18 protein-coding genes and 1 tRNA gene are annotated in these 21,594 nt (G+C 58.8%); 9 read left to right on the forward strand and 10 right to left on the reverse strand.

Going from position 1 to position 21,594, the window contains the following annotated elements; translation table 11 throughout:
* Positions 1-95 precede the first annotated feature (95 nt).
* The 4 genes from GNK13_RS09210 to infC all read right to left on the reverse strand — a co-directional run bounded on the left by GNK13_RS09210 (position 96) and on the right by infC (position 4,247).
* Positions 96-1,721 (reverse strand): hypothetical protein, encoded by a 1,626-nt coding sequence (locus GNK13_RS09210; RefSeq protein ID WP_164102219.1) that lies wholly within the window; start codon positions 1,719-1,721, stop codon positions 96-98.
* A complete protein-coding gene (locus GNK13_RS09215) occupies positions 1,718-2,473 on the reverse strand; it encodes a glycosyltransferase family 2 protein (RefSeq protein ID WP_164102220.1) in 756 nt (251 codons plus the stop codon). Before GNK13_RS09215 ends, GNK13_RS09210 begins: the two co-directional genes overlap by 4 nt.
* A gap of 364 nt (positions 2,474-2,837) precedes the next feature.
* Positions 2,838-3,689 (reverse strand): Nif3-like dinuclear metal center hexameric protein, encoded by an 852-nt coding sequence (locus GNK13_RS09220; RefSeq protein WP_164102221.1) that lies wholly within the window; start codon positions 3,687-3,689, stop codon positions 2,838-2,840.
* 27 nt (positions 3,690-3,716) lie between these two features.
* Positions 3,717-4,247: a translation initiation factor IF-3 gene (gene infC, locus GNK13_RS09225; protein ID WP_164102222.1), complete on the reverse strand. Its 531-nt coding sequence runs from the start codon at positions 4,245-4,247 to the stop codon at positions 3,717-3,719.
* Between the two features lie 419 nt (positions 4,248-4,666).
* Between infC and GNK13_RS09230 the strand changes: the two genes are divergently transcribed.
* A tRNA-Val gene (locus GNK13_RS09230) sits at positions 4,667-4,740 on the forward strand.
* A 281-nt stretch (positions 4,741-5,021) separates the two neighbouring features.
* Here GNK13_RS09230 and GNK13_RS21480 read toward each other — a convergent pair.
* The 3 genes from GNK13_RS21480 to GNK13_RS09240 form a co-directional block, all read right to left on the reverse strand.
* Positions 5,022-5,195 carry a hypothetical protein gene (locus tag GNK13_RS21480; protein WP_203545351.1) on the reverse strand — a complete coding sequence of 58 codons (174 nt, stop codon included), beginning with the start codon at positions 5,193-5,195 and terminating at the stop codon, positions 5,022-5,024.
* A 916-nt stretch (positions 5,196-6,111) separates the two neighbouring features.
* Complete coding sequence (locus GNK13_RS09235; RefSeq protein WP_203545352.1) at positions 6,112-6,534, reverse strand: hypothetical protein; 423 nt, start codon at positions 6,532-6,534, stop codon at positions 6,112-6,114.
* Between the two features lie 51 nt (positions 6,535-6,585).
* On the reverse strand, positions 6,586-7,149 hold the full coding sequence (locus GNK13_RS09240; protein ID WP_164102224.1) for a hypothetical protein: 564 nt from the start codon (positions 7,147-7,149) through the stop codon (positions 6,586-6,588).
* A gap of 133 nt (positions 7,150-7,282) precedes the next feature.
* Between GNK13_RS09240 and GNK13_RS09245 the strand changes: the two genes are divergently transcribed.
* From GNK13_RS09245 to GNK13_RS09260, 4 genes are all read left to right on the forward strand, one after another.
* Complete coding sequence (locus tag GNK13_RS09245; protein ID WP_164102225.1) at positions 7,283-8,599, forward strand: ParB/RepB/Spo0J family partition protein; 1,317 nt, start codon at positions 7,283-7,285, stop codon at positions 8,597-8,599.
* A gap of 63 nt (positions 8,600-8,662) precedes the next feature.
* The gene (locus tag GNK13_RS09250) at positions 8,663-9,610 is read left to right on the forward strand and encodes a hypothetical protein (RefSeq protein ID WP_164102226.1); all 948 of its coding nucleotides are present in this window, start codon (positions 8,663-8,665) and stop codon (positions 9,608-9,610) included.
* 116 nt (positions 9,611-9,726) lie between these two features.
* Positions 9,727-10,242 (forward strand): hypothetical protein, encoded by a 516-nt coding sequence (locus tag GNK13_RS09255; protein WP_164102227.1) that lies wholly within the window; start codon positions 9,727-9,729, stop codon positions 10,240-10,242.
* Between the two features lie 57 nt (positions 10,243-10,299).
* Positions 10,300-10,608, forward strand: a complete 309-nt coding sequence (locus tag GNK13_RS09260) for a hypothetical protein (RefSeq protein ID WP_164102228.1) — start codon at positions 10,300-10,302, stop codon at positions 10,606-10,608.
* Between the two features lie 91 nt (positions 10,609-10,699).
* On the opposite strand, the gene GNK13_RS09265 is transcribed toward GNK13_RS09260, so the two are convergent.
* The gene (locus tag GNK13_RS09265) at positions 10,700-11,110 is read right to left on the reverse strand and encodes a hypothetical protein (RefSeq protein WP_164102229.1); all 411 of its coding nucleotides are present in this window, start codon (positions 11,108-11,110) and stop codon (positions 10,700-10,702) included.
* Between the two features lie 173 nt (positions 11,111-11,283).
* Here GNK13_RS09265 and GNK13_RS09270 point away from each other — a divergent pair, with 173 nt between their 5' ends.
* Positions 11,284-13,959: a P-loop NTPase fold protein gene (locus tag GNK13_RS09270; RefSeq protein ID WP_164102230.1), complete on the forward strand. Its 2,676-nt coding sequence runs from the start codon at positions 11,284-11,286 to the stop codon at positions 13,957-13,959.
* 218 nt (positions 13,960-14,177) lie between these two features.
* On the opposite strand, the gene GNK13_RS21485 is transcribed toward GNK13_RS09270, so the two are convergent.
* Both GNK13_RS21485 and GNK13_RS09280 read right to left on the reverse strand, forming a co-directional pair.
* Positions 14,178-15,026: a collagen-like triple helix repeat-containing protein gene (locus GNK13_RS21485; protein ID WP_203328997.1), complete on the reverse strand. Its 849-nt coding sequence runs from the start codon at positions 15,024-15,026 to the stop codon at positions 14,178-14,180.
* Entirely contained in the window at positions 15,013-15,972 is a 960-nt protein-coding gene (locus tag GNK13_RS09280; RefSeq protein WP_390622504.1) for an MvdC/MvdD family ATP grasp protein, read from the reverse strand. The genes GNK13_RS21485 and GNK13_RS09280 overlap by 14 nt, the downstream gene beginning before the upstream one ends.
* 842 nt (positions 15,973-16,814) lie before the next feature.
* Between GNK13_RS09280 and GNK13_RS09285 the strand changes: the two genes are divergently transcribed.
* The 3 genes from GNK13_RS09285 to brxC are packed head-to-tail and all read left to right on the forward strand — an operon-like array spanning position 16,815 to position 21,580.
* A complete protein-coding gene (locus GNK13_RS09285; RefSeq protein WP_164102232.1) occupies positions 16,815-17,405 on the forward strand; it encodes a DUF1819 family protein in 591 nt (196 codons plus the stop codon).
* Positions 17,402-17,977, forward strand: coding sequence for a DUF1788 domain-containing protein (locus GNK13_RS09290; protein ID WP_164102233.1), 576 nt, complete (start codon positions 17,402-17,404; stop codon positions 17,975-17,977). Before GNK13_RS09285 ends, GNK13_RS09290 begins: the two co-directional genes overlap by 4 nt.
* 12 nt (positions 17,978-17,989) lie before the next feature.
* Positions 17,990-21,580 (forward strand): BREX system P-loop protein BrxC, encoded by a 3,591-nt coding sequence (brxC, locus tag GNK13_RS09295; RefSeq protein WP_164102234.1) that lies wholly within the window; start codon positions 17,990-17,992, stop codon positions 21,578-21,580.
* The last annotated feature ends 14 nt before the right edge of the window (positions 21,581-21,594 follow it).

Raw genomic sequence — 21,594 nt, forward strand, 5'->3', positions numbered from 1 at the left:
CGCTCCGCGAAAGTAGCGGTCCCATAGTCGCCTTTCGCTCCGCGAAAGTTGGGCAGGCTCGCTACTTTCGCGGAGCGAAAGGCGACTATAGGCGACTAACCCCGCAGCAACCGCTCGAACTCTTTTGTCATCCACTCGAGCGGATAGACCGGGAATGAGTGTTCGCGGGAGGCGGTGATCTGGGCTTCGCGGGCCGCTTCGCGAGCCGCTTGCAATTGCTCGTCGAGCTCGTGGTGCAGTCCGCTCAAATAGCTCGACAGCTCGTGGTTGATCGCTTCGAGTTCGCGATGCCAAGCGGCTTTGGCCTCGAGCGGTGGAATCGAGGCGAGCAGCGAACGTTTCCGCTCGAGCAAATCGCTGGGCAGATCGATGCGGTCGGCGAACCGCTCGGGAGCGAACTGCACATCGCGCTGCCGTTGCTGAAGATCGCGGATCGCCTGCTCGGCTTCGCCGCGGCGGGGCCAGCTCGCCGCGGCCCGCGGAGGCAGCAGCACGGTCGCGCTCAGGACGCCGTATTCGGGCGGCTGGATGCCAAAGAAACGCTGGATGATGATGTCGCCGAGCTGATCGTACTTGGCTCCGCCGATACCATGCAAAAACAGGTCGCTCAGGACCAAACGGGCATACATCGTGGTGACCAGCGCCCGAGGACGCAGTTTGAACTGCGGGCCGCCCGCGGCAAACAGCTGTTCGGCAGCCGCAGCCGACTCGGCCGCAGCACTGATCGCCACGCAGCGACCCTCGCGGTCGCTGATCTCCAGCCGATCGCGATGCAGCCGCACCCAGGCCGAGCGTCGCCGCGGATCGTCGTCGCCGTAGATCCACAGCGGTGCTTCGAACCAGCCATCCTCCTCGGCCAGCTCGGGGACCGGATGGGCGCTGCTGCGAATCCCGTGGGCTCGCCGGTATTCGATCAGCGACTGGTTGTAGCAGCTGTGCAGCCGCGGCAGATCAGCCACCAACGACAGCACGAACGCAGAAAAACTGTGAGTTCGGCAAGCGACGCTCATCGGCAGCTCGAGCGTCTGCACCCCGAGCTCCCCTTCGAGGGCGTGGCGGGCTTGGGCGACCGAACAGCCGATGTTTTGGCAGCGATCGGCCGCTCGGCGGGCGTGCCCCCAGAGCCGGTCGACCGCCGGGTGCTCGACGACTCCCCGAAGCGACTGGGCGAGCCGACGATCGAATGAATCGAACGCCCCCCGGTCCACGATCCATCGCTGCTCAAAAGGGACCGAGAGCGCGGCCGGAGCGTCGATCGGAACCGCTTCTCGGACGAGCCGGCCGTCGCGGAAGCTCGGTGCCACGACCGACGAACCGCCGCACAGGTCGTTGTCGATGATGAGGTTGACCGCCAGCGCGTCCTGCTCGGCGGCGACTGCCGAGAGGGCGAAATTCTTAAACCACACCCCGGGGTGAAACAGCTCCGGCTGGTGCCCGGCCATGACGATCGCCCGTGAGCCGACCTGTGACCGTAAATCGGCAGGCACTTGGCGATAGGCCGACGTGTACCGCGTCGCCGCCTGGACCAACTCCTCGCGGGCTGCTTGCCGGAGGTCCGCCAGCGGTCGTTCGCCGATCTCCACGTCCCAAGTGTCGGCCAAAGCGCGATTGGCCGCGAGCCGCTGACCCGCTTCGCCGAGCGGCGGATCGATTAGCGCCGTCCCATGCTCCCGAGGAGCGGTGAAGTCGCGGAATCGAGCGAGGGGAGGGGCTGGAGTCATCCGTGAGCGTTCTGACAGAGATCGCGGTGGCGGGGGAGTTCCCGACCATCGGCACACACGCGAGCGATGGCCGCATCGAGTACCTGATTGTAATACCGCAACCGCGTCTCTGCGTGATCGAGCGAGCCGCCAAACGATCGGCTCAGATCGATATAGATCCGCGGGACCGGAAGCTCGATCACCCGCAGCCCCGCCGCCGCCGCTTCGACCCACAGTTCAAGCGGCATCGCATAGCCATCGTCGGTGATCCGCAGCTCCCGCAGCCCCTCGGTCCGGTACGCCTTGAACCCGCAAAAGGCATCGGTCAGCTGAAAGCCGAGGCGACGGTTGAGCTCGCCGGTGATGCGGCGGTTGATGAACAACCGCTGGGCCGGTGGCTCGCTGTCGCCGGGGTATTGCTTGGCGTAGCGGCTGCCCGAGACGATGTCGGCCGACTCGGCCGCTTTGATGAAGCGGGGGATCCGCATCGGCTGGTGCTGGCCGTCACAGTCGAGCGTCACCACGCCGGCAAAACCCTCGGCGGTCGTGTACTCGAACGCCGTCCGCAGCGCCGCTCCGTAGCCACGGTTCTGCTCGTGGCGAAGCACCGTGATGTCGCTCCGCCGGGCTAAGACTTCCGAGGTTCCGTCGTTCGAGCCATCGTCGACCACCAGCACATGGTCCGCGTACCGCCGCACCTCGCTCAGTACGTCATCCACGTAAGCGACTTCGTTGTACACCGGCAGAGCAGCGAGCCAGCGGTTTGCATTCATAACGGACAACCTTTCAAGGCCGGACGGATGTCAGCGAGGCGAAGCCGACGCGCGCAACGGGCAGGCTCAACAGCCCGACGCCGCTGCGCTAGCAGAGAATGCCCGCCTAAGGAGCAAACTCCAGGCCGGCCACCAATTCTAGACGTCTTTCGATGATCGTCAATGAATCGCCGTGCGTTCGGGCTTTCCAGCCCCGTCCTGCCTTCTTGAGCCGTAGGCGCTAGCCTCGGGCCTCGCAACCCTGAATGTCCCGCTGTAGAACCCGCGGCTAGCGCCGTCGGCTCAGGGGTTTCTGGCAGAGCCTAAAACACCGCCAGCTGGCAGGTCGCCCTGGAAAGGCTGCCCTACGTTGGGCTGACGTACGTTAGAGCGTCCACAGCGGATCGCGGTCCGCTTCGCTCGCCCACGCGTCCAGCTCCGGGAACTGCTCTGCGAGCTGCTCGGCCAGCCGCTCCATCGCAAACCGTTCGCTGGCGAAGTGGCCGAGGAGGATCAGCCCGACGCCGGTGGCTCGAGCTTCGAGGCAGGCGTGGAAGTTGGCTTCGCCGGTGACGAGCCCATCGCAGCCACGCCTCGCGGCGGCCCCCAAAAAGCTGCCGCCGCTGCCGCAGGCGATCGCGACTTTGCGGACCCTTTGCTCGGCGTCACCCACCACGCGGACGCTCGCTGCGGCGACCGCCTGCTGGGCCCGACGAGCGAGATTTTGCAGCGTTTCGCCTGCCGCCGGAATCCCCACGCGGCCCGCACCGAGCACAGCGTCTGGCCCGTTTGCCTTGGGGGAAGCGTTCGCCTTGGGCGAAGCGTTCGTCTCGAGCGGCTGCAGAGGGGTGATCGACTCGAGCTGCAGGGCTTCGGCCCACTGTTGGTTGATCCCGCCGGCGGCTGAATCCATCGCCGTGTGGGCGCTGTAGACTGCGACGCCGGCAGCGATCAGCTCCAGCAGCATGCGGCCGGTCGTTGAATCGGCCGTGATCCGCTTCAGCGGCTGGAAGGGAAGGGGATGGTGGACGATGACCAGCTCGGCTTGGCGGCGGACTGCCTCGGCGACGACCGGCGGGGTGATCGTCAGGCAAGTCATCGCCCGTTGCACGCGGCGGCTGCGGTCACCGACCAGCAAGCCGACGTTATCCCACGATTCGGCCAGCGCAAGCGGAGCGAGCTGGGCTAGGAACTGAGCCAAGGCGTCGACGGTCAGCGGCCGCTCGGGAGCACCCATCGCTGGTGAATTGCCGATTGCGCGAGGCTAGCGGGGAGCGATCATGGCGATCATCCGCCGCCCGTGCTGCTGCGGCGCGGTTTCCACTTTGCCGACGGCCGAGAGGGTCGCGATCACCGATTCCATGACCTTGCGTCCCTCTTCGATGTGGGCCATCTCGCGACCGCGAAACAGCACCGACACTTGCACTTTGTCTTTGTGCTCGAGGAATTTCTCGGCCCGCTTGACCTTCGTATCGATATCGGCCTGGCCAGTTTTGGGGCGGAGGCGGATTTCTTTGGTCTTGGTGTGCGAGCTGCCCTGGTTCTTCTTCTTGTTCTTGTCGTACTTGAATTTGCCGTAATCCATGATTCGGCAAACCGGGGGCCGCTCATTCGGTGCGACTTCGACCAGATCGAGGCCAGCGTCGCGGGCCCGCGTGAGTGCTTCTTCGGTCGGGATGATCCCGTACTGGTCCCCTTCGGGGCCAATCACGCGGACCGGAGAGATTCGGATTTGCCCGTTGACGCGGGTGGTGTCGCGTTCGGGGAGTTGAAAGCCTCGTCGTGCCAGTGCCATTTATCGTCCTCGGCCGGGTGGCATTCCCGGACCAATCGTGGAAGGGAGGGGGATCGGCGAGTACACCCCGCCGGCCAGTTGCCAGTGTCAAAACTCGCCGCGATGCGGCGCCGAGTCTATCCCCACAGTCCGCAAGAGTATCGACCACTGCAACGCCTAAAGTCAACACAGTTTACCGCGGTTTTGGCCAGGGCGGCCCAGCAAGCCACCCCCAGGCGAAGGGAACCGAATGCCGGAAATCCGGCCGGCCCCGCACCCTCCGGCAGCTCCCAACCGCGGCCGCCGCGGGAAAAACGGGGCGGCGGACCAGCAGGCCTTGACGAGTTAGAAAACCCAGCCCAGACTACCGAAAGCTGAAACGGAAACCGGCCTCCAGTTTTGCAACTGACGTGCCGATACTCAAAGTCAGCCAAACTCGAGGGCGATTAGCTCAGTTGGTTAGAGCGCCACGTTGACATCGTGGAGGTCACAGATTCGAGTTCTGTATCGCCCACTTTTAAATCCTTAAATACCAAGCACTTACGGCAATTCGGCTTACACACAAAAGCACACACAACCGCCTCCCACACAAATTTACACACAAAAGGGAGGCTGGTCGGGACTGCCAGCCAGTTGGCACTGCCAAACAAAGCCCCACCGGTCACTTGATCGGCTGGGGTTTTTTTGTGCTCGCTCCCACCGCTCAATCGGCCACGCTGGCCAGTCGGCTGTTCATCCTGCTTCGAGCGTGTGTGGTTGCCTCCTCCGGATGTCTCAATTTTTGAGTTCCCCTTCTCATGGGGGCGATGCATCAAAGGTGTCGGCATCCAGGCTCTCTTTCTCGGCGTCATCCAGGTTGGCCAGTCGGCTCTCCATCCTGAAAGCTGTCGCTAGTCGCTTCTCTTTCAGTATTTCGTCGCCGTCTTGTTCGCGTTGCTGAACCTCCTGGGCGGGCGTTGAAAAATGCACCTGCGGTCGACAGGTTCGGTCACGCGTCGACATTCGCTAAGCGGCTAATTCCCCGCCGGTGGACGCTTAAAAGGCTTGGGCTGGCTCGCACCCAGAATGCCACCGGCGGGGCTGCTTTCGATCCCTTTGCCGCTCGCATTCCCCTTTTGCGGCGACGACTTTTGGAAGAGCAAGAAGAAAGAAAGCACCAAGTTGCTGCGGTCGCTGCCGCCGGGTCTGCTGCTCCAGAGGCACTGGAGCAAATCCACGCGGTGCGGGTAAAAGTGGGGCACTCGGCGGCACAATCTGCAAACCTCATGTGTGAAGGGTCGACACAATGCTTGGAGAGGCAATCGGCGTGACTGCGACGGTCGCGACATTCGCAAGTCTTGGAGTAGGGATTGCTGCCTGGCGGTATCCCGATTTTTGGACGCGACGTTGGCGAACGGATGTCCGGCCAAGCCCGCCTAGATCTGCCGTAGGAAAGATGGACTGCCGGTGTTGCAGGGGCACGGGAAGGCTCGGAAAGCCAAAATTCCGGGCGTGTAACATGTGCAGGGGAGTCGGACAGGTTGTGACTGACCGCATCGGCCAACCCGATTGCAGGTTTTGCCGTGGGAACGGTTGGGTGCTAACCGTGCAGAAATATCGCCAAGTCTGCGATGTATGCGATGGGATCGGTTTGCAGCGTCACTCTTAGGGTGGGGCGTCTTTTGGAAGAACCCGAGAATGCCCGGCTTTGCACCCAACGGCTTTCATTCAGACCACGGTCTGGGACCTTGGTAAACCCCGCTGATTTGCATTCCCCTGCCGTGGGGTCGACTGCCGGGATGAAGGGCGTGGCGACTCACAGGGATGTCTGGGCGGTTCAGTCATCGCGTGCCAGCTCGTGTGGTAATGCCTCCGCACCCTTGGATCGCGGCGAGCATTCGTTCTATCAATCGATCAACCAAAAGTGGTAGCCGAAGGCAATAACGGACGCCAACAGAGAAAGAGCCGCTAATGCACGATGCCGTGTGTTTCGCGTAGTGACAAATGCAACGATCCCGGAACACGCGGTGACCGCCGCGGAAAAGAAAATGAAGCCCACGAACCTCGTCATCGCCGTGTGCTCCCATGGGTCGTTTCCAGTTCGCTCGAAACGAGCGATCGCGTCAGCATCGGGAATTTCACCGCTCATCCAGGCGTAGGCCCAGGTAAGGATGACCACCGCGAACAGTTGAGCAACCGCACCGACATTCAGGATGAATGGCCAAAGGGAATCGGGAGGAAGCGGAGGGATGTTGTTCATGGCTGTGGTCAGAGATAGCAGATTCCCTGGAGCGGAGCGGCGGCTGCGGGGCGGGAGGAACTGGAGCAACACCAATCCTCCCCGAACGGCCTTTGCTGACGCTCTTGTCCGCCGCTGCCGTCAGCGTCCTTTCGCCGAGGTGTAGAGAGAGTCAATCAGTGGCACGAGGTAGTCGTGACCACTTTCGAGAAGGACCCTCAGCTTCTCGCAGATTGCCTCAGTGTCTTCGCTGGTTGCTCTACCGGAGCCATCCTGCTCCGACTGCCACTCGGAATCGTCACCGAAGGCTCCCCAAGCACGGAGTTCCGCCACTCGCTGCTGGAAGAAAGGGGACAGCATTACGGTGCGTGCCAAACCAAACTCTTCGCGGAAATAGCGACGCACTTCGGGCAAGTGGCCTCCCTCCCATATCAGGTACAGGAGTCCGGGCGTCCAGAGTTCCTCTACAGGCAGCCGAAAGTAACCCGCCAATGCACGAAGCTTCTCTTCGTTCTTTCGGTCCATTCGCGTCAGCCCGGCGGAGCAGATTTTATTCACCCAGTTGGGATCGACCCCGATTGCTCCAGCCGCCGACCGCTTGCTCTTCCGGAGCACCAAGGAAAACAAGTTATCCAGATTCTCACGAAAAATCTCTCGCCGCTCTTCGCGACTGAAAAGATTGGCCGAGGTGGATTCCGCCGCCATTACACCCGCTCCGATTTGTTGCCGACTCTTTTCCCACTTTTTGCCCGCTCACCCTTGACCCCGAGCAGTCACGCCATATGCTACCACATCCGACAGTTTGCCGATAGTTTTCCCGAGGATTTCTTGTTCAGCCATGCCTCCCTCGCCCTACAACCTCTTTCCGCCCCTCGACCGCGAGGCCCTCGACGCCCTCCGCGGGTCGATCGCGACTGAGGGCCAGCTCGACCCGATCATCAAGGATGAGCAGGGCGTCACGGTGATCGGGCACCATCGCGAGATGATCTGCAGAGAGCTGGGCGTCGCCCCAAAAATCGAGGTGCGTGAGTTCCGCTCAGAGGCGGAAAAGTACCTCGCCGCCATTCAGTCCAATCTCGCCCGTCGCCACCTGGACCAAGCGGCCCGTGAAGAAGTGATCAAGCGATATCTCTGTTCGCTGGAGGAGACAGGGGATTTCGTCTCGGCACGCGAGATCGGTCGGCGTTTCGATGTCAGCCACAACACCGTCCGAAGGTACCAAGCCGAGCTGGAAGCGAGTGGTCGGATTGACCAGTTGCCGGAGAGAGCCCGCGGCAAGGACGGAAAGCTGCGACCAACCAAGAGACATTCCATCGCCGTTTCCGGCCCGGCCAGCATTGCCAGGGCTGCCAAACTGCTCCCGGACCTCCCTAACCGCCTGGCGGGAAAAACACTCGATTTCCGCTCGGCGAGGCGGGCAGTCCAACGGGAGCAAAGTAAGGAAAAATACAGCGAGTGGGATCGCATCGCCAAGAGTTCGGTGACTGCTGAAAACGTCCGGCTACACCACTCCTCTTTCCAGGGGTTGCAGGACTCGTGGATCGGCCCCGAAGAGGTCGACCTCCTTCTCAGCGATGTTCCCTATGACGCCAAATTTATCGACTCTGGCCAACTGAAGGAACTCGTCGACCTTGCCCAACGATGGCTCAAGCCCGGCGGGCTCTTGGTCCTGTACGTCGGAAGCATTCACCTGCCGAGGTCAGTCGCAGTGGTGCAGACGCAATTCGAGTGGGTGGACATGATCGTCTCGGTCAACGCATCTAAAGGCCAGCCCTACCACCCTCACAAATCGCTGATTGGCTATCGTCCCGTCCTGGTTTGGAGCAAGAGCCCATTCGCAGCAATTAGGCCATGGAGCAATCTGCTCTCACGGTGTGGCAAGGAAAAAGATGCCCATGAATGGCAGCAGCCGCTGACTGAAGCGAAACAGCTAGCCGAGTGGTTTTCAAAGCCGGGTGATCTGATCGTGGACCCTTGTGGAGGATCTTTCACGACCGCGATCGCCGCGTACCAACTTGGCCGCCGATGCGTCTCGTGCGAGCGGGATGAGCGGCGGTACTCCCGCGGCACTGATCGCCGGAAGCAAGTGACCAGCAATCCGGAAGCCGGGTCCACCGCTGCAGAGCCTCTGATCCTCCAGCATCCAGCGAAATAGGCGACATCCATGAGATCCCCAAAAATCCCACCCGGTGCCGAGCTTGTCACGAGCTTCGCGGACATGCACAAGCTGTACGCTGCATTCATGTCAGGCTACTTCCCGTTGCTCATCGTGGTGGGCGATCCTGGACGTTCGAAATCGTGGTATTTCGAACAGCAGGACGCTGAATCCCTGCAAATCATCAAGGGCAATGCGTCTCCATTCCAGACCTACAGGACGCTGTGGGAGCACCGCAACAAGTTGATCGTGCTGGATGACGCTGAAGTCCTATGGGCGAACCTCGAAGGACGGAGATTGATCAGGCAGGCGACGGAACTCAAATCCTGCAAAACAATCTACTGGGAAAAAGCATCCCGACAGCTCGAAAAGGACGGTATCCCTCGTTCTTTTCAAACGAAGAGCCGGTTCTGCATCATCTGCAACAGGTTCGTCTCGTCTCAGGCCGAAGACCAAGCAGCAATCCTCGACCGTGCCCACTTCATCTATTTTGATCCTACGAATGCAGAGCTGCATAAGTATGTAGGGAGCTGGTACTGGGACCAAGCTATCTACGACTTCATTGGTCATCATCTAGGGAATCTTCAGGGGCTCTCCGTACGATCATACGTACGGGCCTATCACCGCAAGCAAGCAGGTATCGAATGGAAGCAATGGGTATTGGAGACCTTTGCCCTGGATCTGCATATTGCCGTGCTACAGGATCTGGAGAGACGCGAAGAGCTTACGCCAACGGATCGCGTAAGGCAATTCACCCAACGCACGGGACTCAAAAAGTCCAGCTACTACAGCTTACGGAAGCGACTGCCGACAGCCGATCTTGACCACGATCCTGCCCCCGCGATCAGGCTGACAGCTAAACCGCCACGCCCACCCGACCTCCGAGCGGAACTCGCACAGATACGCGAGGAGGCTCTCGATGACGACCAGCATTCCGCTGGAATTCGGAATCCACCACCCTCAATTGTCAAGTTCGATTCCAGCAAAGGAGACAGACGGTGTAATAAGTGAATCAACGAATCGACGAGCAGGAATGAACATATCCGCAGGCGTAAGCTCGCCTGTGGCAATGCACTCTGACGCCGCGAAGTTCGCTTCGCATTTCCCCCAAACCTGAGAAGAAAACGATGTCTGAAAAAGCCACGACCGCAGCTAGCCGCTCACTCACCCTCACTCCCTACTGGGGAAACGATGGAACCGCTGCTGCAGACCTCTTTGCTGTCGAAGAGGCTGGCACTCTATACGACCCAGACGGCACATTGACTGAGCCGACGGATTATCCGGATGGTGATCCAAAAGAGAACTCGGACCTTCGGAAATGCAGCACCCACACGTCGTTCACCGTCAATCCCGACCAAGGCTCTGAAGAGATATTCGAGTCCCTCGCCGACTATTGCGACCTCGATAAGGGCGGAGACTGCTGGGAAATCTACCGCCAGACCAAGAGATACCTTGAGCTACGCCGCTATCTCCTCGCCAGGGGCTTGGTCACTGTCGAGGACATCGAACAAGAGAACAGATCTTGGAGCGTTATACCTGGATTGAATCAGTTACCACAGGATCTATACGATCTGCTCGCCGAAATCAGCCCGGACCTGGCGGAGCGTCAGCGACAGCAAACACCTGCCGATCCTGAAGCCTGACGTTTGCCCTCGACACTTCCCCGCTTGCGTTAACCGCTTACGTCCCGTTGAGACTAAATGGACGATTTGCAGCTTTCTCAGATGTCCGGACAGCAGTTGCTTGGGCATGTCGTTCTCCGTCAGACGGTCCTGCCCGAGCAACTCCTCCGGAAACTTTCGGCACAGGAGCTTCTGGAGTACGCGGTTTTGACGCAAAGAAACCTGCCGATGTCCCAATTAGCCCGACTGTCCGGCGACGATTTGCTTCAATACGTTGTACTCCGAAGAGAAGAGCCGCCAGACTCGCTGATCCAAAAGCTGACGCCGCAGCAAGTTTGCGAATACGAAGTCCTGAGGGCACGGCCAAGCCAGAGCCCACAATCGTGACCGGGGCCACTGCCTTCAGACACAGCCGAAAACTGCTCGAAGGCAGCACCAGGCGAGCCGCAGATCGCGTCGGCCTCCCAGGTCCGTCCCCTCAATCCATCTCATAGACGGTCGAAACAGCAAAATGATCTGAGCCAAAGGTGCTGCTGCTCTTTTCGGCGTCTTCAAATTTGTCCTCATCCGCCCCGGTCACGTAGATGTTGTCGATCGGCCCGGTCCCTGGAAAATCAGTGCTGTCGTACGTCTCGCCCACACCAATTGTCAGATTCTTCATCTGGAGGCCGTGGACTAGACCTTCGCCCAGCAAGGCATGTGTTTCGTCATAACGATCGCCAGAAGCCCCGCTTCCCATCGCGTCGACATCCAAGTCGGTGCCGTTCTTTGACGCGTCGGTGGCTCCCACGTTCAAGTCGCCGATGACCATCATCGAGTGCTCGGCGAACTTGTGAAGGTCATCAACGACGCTCAGGGCCATGGCAGCAGCGAGGTACTCCCGCTCCATCGCATTTTCCCGCTCGTTTCCGGAGCGGGATGACTTCAGGTGGGTGGTGCACAGCAAGTAGATTGCCGCACTGCCTCCTGCACCGTATGGTAGCGGTTCTGACCGGTGAGAAGACGATGAACTCCCAAGGTTTTGGCGTCATCGCAAGCGTCAACTGAGATGGATCCATCTGAATGCCAGAGGCAGAAAACGCGACAGCAAGTACAGACACGGTGGTTCTTGGGCCGTCGAACCCTCGCTCGGGAGCTTGGGCTCGCTTCGAGAGCTGGGCGAGCAAGAGGCTCACTCCACACCGGATTCACGCCGGGCTGATACTTTTTATCACGATTCTTGCCGCAGGAATTTTGCTTCCTTTGGTGCGGGCTCATCCGAAACCCGTCCACGCGTACTTCCACGCGTTGGCCGACTGGCTGAGGGTAGGGTTTGCGTTCTTTCTGTGCGTCCTATTCACGGTGGCGATGTTCAGGCTGCTCTCGCCACGACGGTCGCACCTTGCCCACTGGAGATCGCACCCTCCCGCTTGGCTGGCTGCTCTCGTCGCATGGGCTGTGGTTGCATGCATCGATGTTCTGTATGGCTTCACCGCCCGGGGGTATCGTGCGACTGCGTGGGAATGGCTCGGCTACGCAGGCGGCTCGCTACTGATTGTGGGCTGGTACTACCAACTGTGGCCGGGCACCACTCAGAGCGTCCGAGAACCAGGGGAACCGGACTCGGTGGATGTGGTGTCGACGACGCTCCAAGACGTAAAAAATGCACCTTGGAACGAGATTGAGGCGTGGCTTGAGTCAGATGCACCGGCACAATATGACTTTCTCGACCACCAAATCGTGGCTGACCGTGTGAGCCGCCTGATTTCCCGCGGAACTCGATCAGTGGGGATCGTGGGCCCGTTTGGAGCGGGAAAGACAAGTCTGATCGCGAGGATTATCCGCCGGTTACTTATCAGCGAAAGACTCGGTGGCAGGCACTTCGTCTGCCACCATAGCTGCTGGGGATTCGAGACCTCTGCGTCTGCCATCCACGAAATGCTTGGAGCGGCCGTTTCAAAGCTTAGATCTGAGGTGGACACCTTTCAGGTCGACTCACTTCCAGAGTCCTATCGAACGACGTTTTCAGCGGGTGGCGATTGGATTGAGGCCATCGCGAATCTGATCCTACGTAACCCGAACCCCATGGAACAGTTTGAACGCCTGTCGAACCTGCTAGGGGACGTGGGTGGAACTATCGTTTTTATCGTCGAGGACCTAGACCGCAACGACACACAAAGCTTCGAGGTCCAGGAAGTATTAGCCTTCCTTGAGCGACTGAAGCAGTTCTCCAATTTACGTTTCATCCTCACCGGAGGTCTTTCTTCCTCAACCGGCATCGACTATGCAAAGCTTTGCGATCACATTGAGTACCTAAAAGCCATTGAGCCGACACTTTCTTCGGAACTCGTTGCACGCGTCAGCGATAGATGCCTGGATGAATCTGAATTTCCCCATATAAAGGTCGCCAATCCCGACCGCGTGTATGAGTGGCATGCAGTCACTGGATTTCTAATGAGGGACTACGAGCAACTGTCGCTTGTGGAAGCATTCGCATCGTTGCTCAACACCCCTCGGTCGCTGCGACATACTCTCGGACGCACCTACGCGGCATGGGGCACGCTTGCCGGAGAGATCGATTTCAACCAACTGCTCGCAGTGAATGCGTTACGGTCCGGCTCGCCCGAATGCTTTCAGTTCCTCATCCGACGTTGGAGCCGAATTCATTCTCTTCCTAAGCAGGACCCGGCGTTCGGGAGGGATCGGATAGAGATGATCCGGAAAGCGATTATTGAAGACTGGGACCGAACATCCCGAGACGTAGAGTGGAATCCTGCGGCAGCTTTACGGATCATGAAATTCATTCTGCCTGCGACAGAATACTGGTTGTCCGACAGTTCTAGGCAACCATCTTCGAGCGGCGTGCAGCAAGGCATCCACCAGGAGCGATATTGGCGTCGTGCAGTGAACGAGGCGATCGACAGAGACGAGGTCCGAGACCAACGTGTCTTCGAAGAGACGCAAGATTGGCTTCACTTGCCCCGGCAAGACTCACCCTTTGTCGAAAGCATCTGCACTTCAGAGACATTCTGCATGGTATGGCAAGATCTCGCCGGGATTTTTTTTCGTGGCGATTCGGACCGGATACTACTTCTCTGCGAACATGTTCTAGACCGCATTCGCAGCGAGCAGGGTGTGCGAGCGACATCTGACAGCACTGGCTTCGCAGCCGTCTTCCAATTTGCATATCGTTACCTCTCGACAGATGAAAGGAACACTGAGTGGCTACGGCACCGCATCCGTGATGCATGTTCGGTTAGCCTTGAGCTTGTGAATGGCATGTGGTATTACTGGGCTACGGGACCGGCACCGGTTCCGCGACAGGACCGGCAGGGCATTCGTCACTGCATTCTTGAAGAGGTGAAGAGAACGGTCACCGACGCTGACGCCTTGCGAGCAAGGCTTAATCCTGAGGAGCCAAATACGCTATACCACCTCGTGTTTGCTCCAGGGGGTGACGACGGTGTGATAGTCGTGAGTGTGCGTTCATGGTCCTGGCTTGGCCCAATAATCCTTGAAGGCTTGCGGTGCCAAGACTTACCGACAGTAGCGAACTGCGTTGTTCTCATCGGTGCCCGTGCCGCAAGAGAAGTGCAGGCCGCCGTTGACACGGAAGTCCTCAACGCGTTTTTTGGCGATAATGCACGCGAGGTCGTCGAGTTGCTTGCGGCGATGGTTGACCAGCTTCCCGATAAGGACCAGGCGTTCGCTAACCGAATGGTTGATGCCGCCCGAGCTGCAGTGCGTGCGGCACAATAAACGACCACGCCTTCTCAGCCTACGGCATGGGAGCCGCTGCTCACCGCGGGACAGATTCACTTGGCCGCACTCAGATTGGTCCTGATCATGCCGACGCATACCGGCATGCACGCGATTAGCTGGCCGAGGGGGCCATGAAGCAAAAAGAGCAGGCCTGAGGTGAGTGGACATCGCAGACCTGCTCGCACAGTTCAATCCCCGTGTCGATCAGGTTTCCCCTAAATCGGGCCGGTTGGCCCGGCCTCACCCCTCGGCCCAGCCTCACCCCTCGGCCCAACCTCACCCCTCGGCCCAACCTCACCCCTCGGCCCAACCTCACCCCTCGGCCCTCGAAGCAACTCCACAAGTGTGGCATCACTTCGAATCTCCCGGACGAGTCTCTCCGCTTGATCCTTTGGCGAGGACTGCACGACGTTAGCTACAAACAGGCCAACGAAAATCGTGAAGGCTGAAAGTGAAAAGAATCGTGCTGCTCTGTATAGGTCAACCAAATATTGGGTATGGTTGTTCAGGTCGACCTGGCATCGCATATACAGGTTGATGATGCTTTTCTTGAAATTGTCAGAATCCAGGGCCGCATCATACTGGTCGAGTGCAATTTCAGTGCGATGCCCAACATCGAAGAATACCATCAGGAGCGTGATAGCATTCATTAGAGCAAGCATCGCCAGGACGCCCAGGACCCTCATCCACTCGGCGTCAAAAGCAAAAGCTCTTGGCATCAGCAACCCAACAAAGCCCAGCAGCAGGGAGCTGACCGTAAGTAAAGTTTTGCACTTATCTGCGACTGCGGCACAGCGAGATCCGGCGTTGTCCAGGCACTCTTTTGACACCCGCACCAGGGCGTCAAGATTCGTGGAGTCCTCAAGGCTAAGGTCCTTGTGCTGCTGGTGGGAATAGCTCCGGCGACTCACCTCCTCCAGCGTGATTTCCAGCCCGTAAAGACGAAGCGAGTAGTAGGCGAGCCTTGTAACGAGCCATCGGCGTGCTGAATAGAACTTATCCAGCAGTTTCTGGGCTACACTGATCTCCGACTTCGTGTCTCCGCCATCGCTAACATTGGTCATTCGCAAACGATCTCACAAAGGAACTAGCGATTGCCGTGCCACCCGATAAGTCGAGCCACGCCCACTGCCCATTGGGATTTACTTCGAAGAAGTACCACTCTCCATCACGCCCGACAGCCATGTCTATTGCGGCAAAACGGAGCTCGTAATGAGCGACCAGCTTCCGCAGCAGTGAATCAACAGCCTGCGGTAGCTCGATATCTGCGTACGTCACGTCAGACATGTTATTGCGTCGAATGTCGCAGCGTTGCATGCCGTCTTCCCCTACGGCTCGAAGCTCAACGGCGTGAACGTCGCTGTCGACCACCGTGACTCGCACGTCCGAACGCTTGGGAACGAACTGCTGAAACAGTGTCGGGCAATGAACAAGGTCGCCGCTCGAATCAAGATGGTGCCTCTCGACCTTGTTCGTGTAAATCAATGAGTCATTGGCTCCATCCCGTTCCACGTATCCAGTGGACATGGGTTTTGCGATCACCCGTCCGCCGCAACGATCAAAGAATGCCCGTGCAGCAGTAGCATCCTGTGTCACAAGCGTTTCGGGAACAGTAAACCCCAGGGATGCTGCCGTTGATAGCTGTTCAAGCTTGTGCGAGGCGGATGCGTTCGCCGATGGATGGTTCATCCAGCGGCACTTGGGGATATGAGCGAGAAAACCCTCGACGGCCTCCGACCACTCGCTCAGTGCGTACCGACCTTCTGGTGATTCTCCGAACCGCTCGTCCCGCAGTTGTTCTGGACGACGGTACCAAACGTTTTTTACCTGCTTCGGGTATAGCTCGTGCTCACCGATGCTGATCCTAGGTTCGCCCAGCCGGAAGGAGAGCATGCATCCGCCGAGGAGGCTGTCGGTATCGAGACGTACAAGGGGGATGCCGGAAGCGGCGAGAATCGGCTCAAGATAATCCACGGTAGCATCGCGACTGTTCGTCAGGATTAGGAGCATCTGGGAAACGTCCCGTTGCGAATTCGCCCAGCGTCCGCGTCGGACATTTCGGCTTGAACCGCCGTCATCGTCTTGGTTCCCGCCATCAGCATCCGCCGGGGAGCCAAGGCGGATTTAGCCGAATAATCCCTGTCGTCCTGTTCCGTTGCGATTCTCGTGGCTGTTAAAGTTCCCGACTGCAAGGCCGAATGCGATGGCCGCGACGAGTCCCCGTCCGGCTGCTCTGCACGGATGAGCGTATGGGTCTGCGTACCTGCCGCAGTGCCCGCTGCCGATCCATCGTCGCAAGCCTCTTGGAACTGAAGAATGAAGGCTTTAGCCATATCATGCTTTCCTTTTGATGGCGAAGTGAGTCTCTGTCCCCTGATCGGCGTCGGAATCCTCGGATGCCACTTCCGTGACCGTTCTCGTGCCCGCCTGGACTGCAGCTCGCTCCCGAGAGCCTGATGCCGACAATTGCCGCTCCTGAAACCGCAGCAGAAACGCTGCAGCCGGTGTTTTGCTTCCAGGCGAGTCGTGCGGTAGCTGAGTGTTTATGCCCATTTCGGTCTCTTTCGATGCGGCCTCAGGCGTTGAGGCTGCTTTCCAGCGGTGCAGCCGGTGATCGCATCAGACCTGCCTCAGGCGTGTCTTCCCCTGCCGCGGTACGCCGCAGCAAGGGAGATCCAGAAGTTGCTCGTTAGTGGAAGAGCTGGGCTAAATGCAAGCAAATCCAAGTTTTCCTCCTAGTTTATCGCTCGGTCGCGGCGAGGTACACTGCCTGCCGTCCCCGACCGGGGCTTGAAGCCGAATGCGGCAAAATCTTCTGAACGGCTTCGCCACGACGAGCAGGACCAGTAGGAATGCGGTACAGTGCCGACCTCACGGCGGGGGCTCTCAAGGTCCCCGAGAGCCGGATTCTGGCCGATCTGATGCTCCGCGGCATCGATGACGCTGGTTGGCGGGAGGCAATTTACGAACGGAACGTCCTCCAGGCCCGCAGCCTCAAGACCGCGAAGCGGCTCCGCACGCTGATCCGGAACCGCCTGGAGACGATGACCGAGGAGATCTGGCTTTTGGTGCGGGACGGGACCGGCGACGAGGCAACCCACGCCTGCCTGGCGGCAGCGGTTAAGCAGAGCAATTTGCTGGGCGACTACCTCGATCTGGTGGTGCGGGAGCAGTATCGGCTATACGCGGACTCGCTGCCGAAAAAGCAGTGGGAGCGATTCATCGATGACTGCCGTGGCCGCGATCCGGACATGCCCCAGTGGAGCCAATCCACGGTCCAGCGGCTTCGATCATCGGTGTTCCAAGTCCTCGCCGAGGCGGGGTACATCGAGAGCACCCGTACCACAAAACTTCAGGCCGTTCACATCGCCCGTCCCGTGTTGCGTTACCTCCAGAATCATGACGAGAAGCACGTCCTCCGATGCATCCAGGTGGGACCATGAGCGATTCGCTCACTGAACGACTGGATGCGATCCTCCCGCGAATCACCTCGGAAGAATTCCTCGAAGCGAAGGGACTCGGAAACGAGATCGCATTCTTCATCTTCGATTACCCGCCGGAATCAGAGCTGGTGGTCCGCCAGCATATTCGCTTTCTGCTCGACCAGATCCCAAAGCGGAAACCGCACATCCGGCTCATGCACATAAATCTCTTCGAGTTCGTCATCAATCACCTGCGAAGCCGCAAGCTGCTGGACAAGACATTCGAGCTGCAGCGGCAAAAAGGAGACGAGTTCGTCCTCAAGCAGCTCGAAAAGGTTCTGCATCCAGAGAAGCTGGCCCCGCTTCTCGCTGAAGCCATCCAGCCGCACGACCAGGACCTAGTGCTTGTCTCGGGTATCGGGAGCGTCTGGCCACTGCTGCGGACACATTCGCTGCTGAACAACCTACATCCGATCATGGGCCGCACACCGCTCGTGATCTTCTATCCCGGCAGATACGACCAGAAAACGCTGCGGCTCTTCAACAAGATCAAAAGCAACAACTACTACCGAGCGTTTCGGCTCATCCCGTAGGCAAGACCGACGATGAAAGTAAAGCAACTCTTCGAGCGTGACATCTTTCGGTCCATCAATGGCGTCGTGAAGGCGGACCAACTGGATGAGTCGTCGGTATGGCAGGAGTTGGACGAGTTCGTCATTACTCAGGAACTCGACAAACACCTCCGGAAGTTCTTCGCCTCCTACCTAGAGGCGATCGACCGACCGAACGATCCCGACGTAGCGGGTAACATTGGCGTCTGGGTTTCCGGTTTCTTCGGCTCTGGCAAGTCGCACTTCATCAAGGTTCTCTCGTATCTGCTGGAGAACAAGCCGCACTCGCACAACGGGCAATCGAAAGAGGCCGTCGAGTTCTTCGAGCCGAAGATCCAGGACGCGATGCTCTTTGGCGACATCAAGCGAGCGGTGGCCTCGAACACCGATGTCATTCTCTTCAACATCGACAGCAAGGCGGACACCAAGGCAGGCCGGGACGCGATCCTGACCGTCTTCCTCAAAGTGCTCAATGACATGCAGGGCTTCTGTCCTGATCATCCACACATTGCCCACATGGAGCGGTACCTCAAATCCAAGGGAAAGCTCCAGACGTTCGAAGACGCATTCCGAGAGTTCAGCGGCAGCGACTGGAAGGACGAGCGGGACGCCTACCAGTTCCATCACGACCAGACGGTGGATGCATTCAGTGCCGCTACTGGCCAAAGCAAAGACGCTGCCGAAAAATGGATCGACGGTGCCGAGGAGAAGTTTTCACTCACGGTTGAAAATTTCTGCCGCTGGGTGAAGGAGTATCTCGATTCCCAGGGCTCAGACCACCGGGTCATCTTTTTGGTTGATGAGGTAGGGCAGTTCATCGGTGGCGACACACACCTGATGCTCAACCTGCAGACTATCGCCGAAGACTTGGGGACGATGTGCCAGGGCAGGGCGTGGATCGTTGTGACCTCCCAGGAGGATATCGACGCCGTTTTGGGCGAGATGCGGACAACGAAATCGCACGACTTCTCTAAAATCCAGGGTCGCTTCAAGACCCGGCTGTCACTCTCCAGTGCAAATGTGGACGAAGTCATCCAGGAGCGTCTGCTGGCGAAGGAAAAGGCAAACGGCTCGATTGAACAGCTCGAAGGGCTCTTCAGCGATAAAGGGGACATCCTTCGGCACCAACTGACGTTTCATAACGTCGGCATGACCTTCAAGAACTTCCGGGATGCCGACGATTTTGTCCGGAACTATCCGTTCGCCCCATACCAGTTCCAGCTCGTCCAGAGGATCTTCGAAGCGATCCGCAAGGCGGGAGCCACTGGTCTGCACCTTTCCCGCGGAGAGCGGTCCATTCTCGATGCATTCCAGTCAGCCGGGCAGGTCGTGGCCGACTGCGACGTAGGCGTTTTGGTGCCGCTGTATCATTTCTACCCGTCAATCGAGAGTTTCCTCGATACCGCGGTCAAGCGGACAATTGATCAAGCCGCCGAAAATCCCGGTCTTCAGTCGTTCGACATCCCTATCCTCCAGGTCCTGTTCCTGATCCGCTACGTCGATGAGATCAAAGGAAACGTCGACAACCTAGTTACATTATGCCTGAACGAAATCGACGCCGACCGGCTGGCCCTGCGGAAGCAGATCGAGGAGACCCTGCAGCGGCTAGAAAAAGAGACGCTGATCAGCCGCAGCGGAGACGTCTACTTCTTCCTGACCAACGAAGAACGGGACATCAACCGCGAAATCAAACTCGTTGAACTCAGCGGTCACGAAGAGGCCGACCTGCTTGGGGAAATCATTTTTGGCGATGTGGTGAAAGGGCAGCCCAAGCATCGCTTCACTGAAAACAAGATGGATTTCGCCTACAACCGTCTCTGCGATGGATTCCCTGTTGGACGACGGGCGGAGGGGGGGCTGGCGGTGTCGATTATTACTCCGCTGGCTGATGACTACGAACTCTACCGGGACGAGAGATGCGTTCTCGAAAGTAGCAGCGACGGCGGTCAGGTCCTCATTCGGCTCGACGACACCCCAGCTCTGGGGCGTGAGATCCGAACATACCTCAAGACTGACAAGTACGTCCGCAACAAGGATGACGGCACTCTTCCGGCGACGACTAAACGCATCCACCGCGATCTGGCGGATGACAACCGGGAACGCCGTGTCCGGTTGGCGAACCTCTTGAGCGACATGTTCAGAGAGGCTGGCTATTTCGTCGCAGGCAACCGGCTTGATGTGAAAGGTGCCGCACCTTCGACGTGTCTCGATGAGGCTCTGGAGTACCTCATTCAGAATACGTTCACCAAGATGGGTTACATCAAGAAGCTCAGCGACAACCCGCTAAAGGAGCTTCAGGCGATCCTCCGCAGCAACGATATCGGTCAGCAAGCACTCGCCCTTACGCTGGAGGAGGGAAATCCGAAAGCCATCGCTGAGGTCCGCAGTTACATCGAACTGGCGACTAAGGCCAGTCGTCCGATAGTGCTGTACGACACTGTTGAACGTTTCGCCCAGCGGCCCTACGGATGGCCCGCCGACGAGGTGTTGATCCTGGTGGCACGGCTGCTGGTCCTGCAGGAAATACAGCTCGTCATGGACGCGGCTCCACTTCCGCAGGATCGAGTCTACGAGAACATCACCAAATCGGCTAAGCAGCGGAAAATCACCATCGTTCGCCGCAAGACGACCGATCCGCGAGCGATCCAATCGGCCCGTGGTCTCGGCAAGCAGGTTTTTGCCGAGATGGGACCAGATGGGGAAGACGCCCTTTTTACTTTCCTCACCAAGAAGCTGCAAAGCTGGGAAAAGAACCTCGGAGAATACAAGCTGCTCGCGGCAACTGGTGGCTACCCCGGCAAAGACGAGATCGCCGATGGGGTATCCCTCTGCAAAGCACTATTGGCCTGCGACGACAGCTATGCCTTTCTAGAACGTTTCAACGACCGCAAGGACGACCTGCTCGATTTCTCTGACATCTACGCGGAGATCGAGCACTTTTACGAGCATCAGCGGCCCACCTGGGAAACGCTCCGGCGGGAGTCCAGCCGTTTCGGGCTGAACCGCATGGAACTGGAGCGGGACGATACTGCTGGACCGGCTTTGCAGCGGATACAGGAAATCCTCGCCGCCCCCAGTCCCTACCGACTCATCAAGGAAGCCGATGGGCTAATCGCCACGGTGGAGGGAGTCAACACGAAGCTGGTGACGGACCGCCGTGCCGAAGCTCTGAAGGCACTCGACACACTCTCTGCCCAAGTCGAGCAAGAAGTTGCCACTGCCCAAGGCGACGCGTCGCTCAAGTCGACTTGCCTCTCCCGATTTCGGTCGCTCCGAGAGCAGATCGAACGCCAGGAGAGCGTGGCTCATATTACCCAGGCCGAGCAAGAGGCCAAGCAAGCCTTCGAAGATGCCTTGAGCAACATCGAACGGTGGGCCGATAAGCAGCAGCCGCAGCAGACAAGCGGCGGTAAGCAGGATGAACCGCCGAAGCCGACAATCAAGCCCCGCAAGGTGGTCGAACCGTCGAAGCTCGTAGCCAGTCCCTACCTGGAATCGATCGAGGAGGTGAATAGCTTTCTTGAGAAACTCAGAGGGCAGCTTGAAGAGGCAATTCAGCAGGGCCAACGCATTCAGATACGGTAGTCGAAGAGGCAGAT

Origin of the sequence: Candidatus Laterigemmans baculatus (assembly GCF_010367455.1) — a bacterium.
In the GTDB taxonomy this organism is placed as follows: Bacteria; Planctomycetota; Planctomycetia; order Pirellulales; family Pirellulaceae; genus Laterigemmans; species Laterigemmans baculatus.

Excerpts from the sequence above, each read along its gene's own strand:
- GNK13_RS09220 (WP_164102221.1), bottom strand. The coding sequence starts at position 3,689 with ATGGGTGCTCCCGAGCGGCCGCTGACCGTCGACGCCTTGGCTCAGTTC.
- GNK13_RS09285 (WP_164102232.1), top strand. The coding sequence starts at position 16,815 with ATGCGGTACAGTGCCGACCTCACGGCGGGGGCTCTCAAGGTCCCCGAG.
- GNK13_RS09215 (WP_164102220.1), bottom strand. The coding sequence starts at position 2,473 with ATGAATGCAAACCGCTGGCTCGCTGCTCTGCCGGTGTACAACGAAGTC.
- GNK13_RS09250 (WP_164102226.1), top strand. The coding sequence starts at position 8,663 with ATGCACAAGCTGTACGCTGCATTCATGTCAGGCTACTTCCCGTTGCTC.
- GNK13_RS21485 (WP_203328997.1), bottom strand. The coding sequence starts at position 15,026 with ATGACCAATGTTAGCGATGGCGGAGACACGAAGTCGGAGATCAGTGTA.
- brxC (WP_164102234.1), top strand. The coding sequence starts at position 17,990 with ATGAAAGTAAAGCAACTCTTCGAGCGTGACATCTTTCGGTCCATCAAT.
- GNK13_RS09245 (WP_164102225.1), top strand. The coding sequence starts at position 7,283 with ATGCCTCCCTCGCCCTACAACCTCTTTCCGCCCCTCGACCGCGAGGCC.
- GNK13_RS09240 (WP_164102224.1), bottom strand. The coding sequence starts at position 7,149 with ATGGCGGCGGAATCCACCTCGGCCAATCTTTTCAGTCGCGAAGAGCGG.
- GNK13_RS09255 (WP_164102227.1), top strand. The coding sequence starts at position 9,727 with ATGTCTGAAAAAGCCACGACCGCAGCTAGCCGCTCACTCACCCTCACT.
- GNK13_RS09270 (WP_164102230.1), top strand. The coding sequence starts at position 11,284 with ATGCCAGAGGCAGAAAACGCGACAGCAAGTACAGACACGGTGGTTCTT.
- GNK13_RS09290 (WP_164102233.1), top strand. The coding sequence starts at position 17,402 with ATGAGCGATTCGCTCACTGAACGACTGGATGCGATCCTCCCGCGAATC.
- GNK13_RS09280 (WP_390622504.1), bottom strand. The coding sequence starts at position 15,972 with ATGCTCCTAATCCTGACGAACAGTCGCGATGCTACCGTGGATTATCTT.
- GNK13_RS09260 (WP_164102228.1), top strand. The coding sequence starts at position 10,300 with ATGGACGATTTGCAGCTTTCTCAGATGTCCGGACAGCAGTTGCTTGGG.
- infC (WP_164102222.1), bottom strand. The coding sequence starts at position 4,247 with ATGGCACTGGCACGACGAGGCTTTCAACTCCCCGAACGCGACACCACC.
- GNK13_RS09265 (WP_164102229.1), bottom strand. The coding sequence starts at position 11,110 with ATGGAGCGGGAGTACCTCGCTGCTGCCATGGCCCTGAGCGTCGTTGAT.
- GNK13_RS09210 (WP_164102219.1), bottom strand. The coding sequence starts at position 1,721 with ATGACTCCAGCCCCTCCCCTCGCTCGATTCCGCGACTTCACCGCTCCT.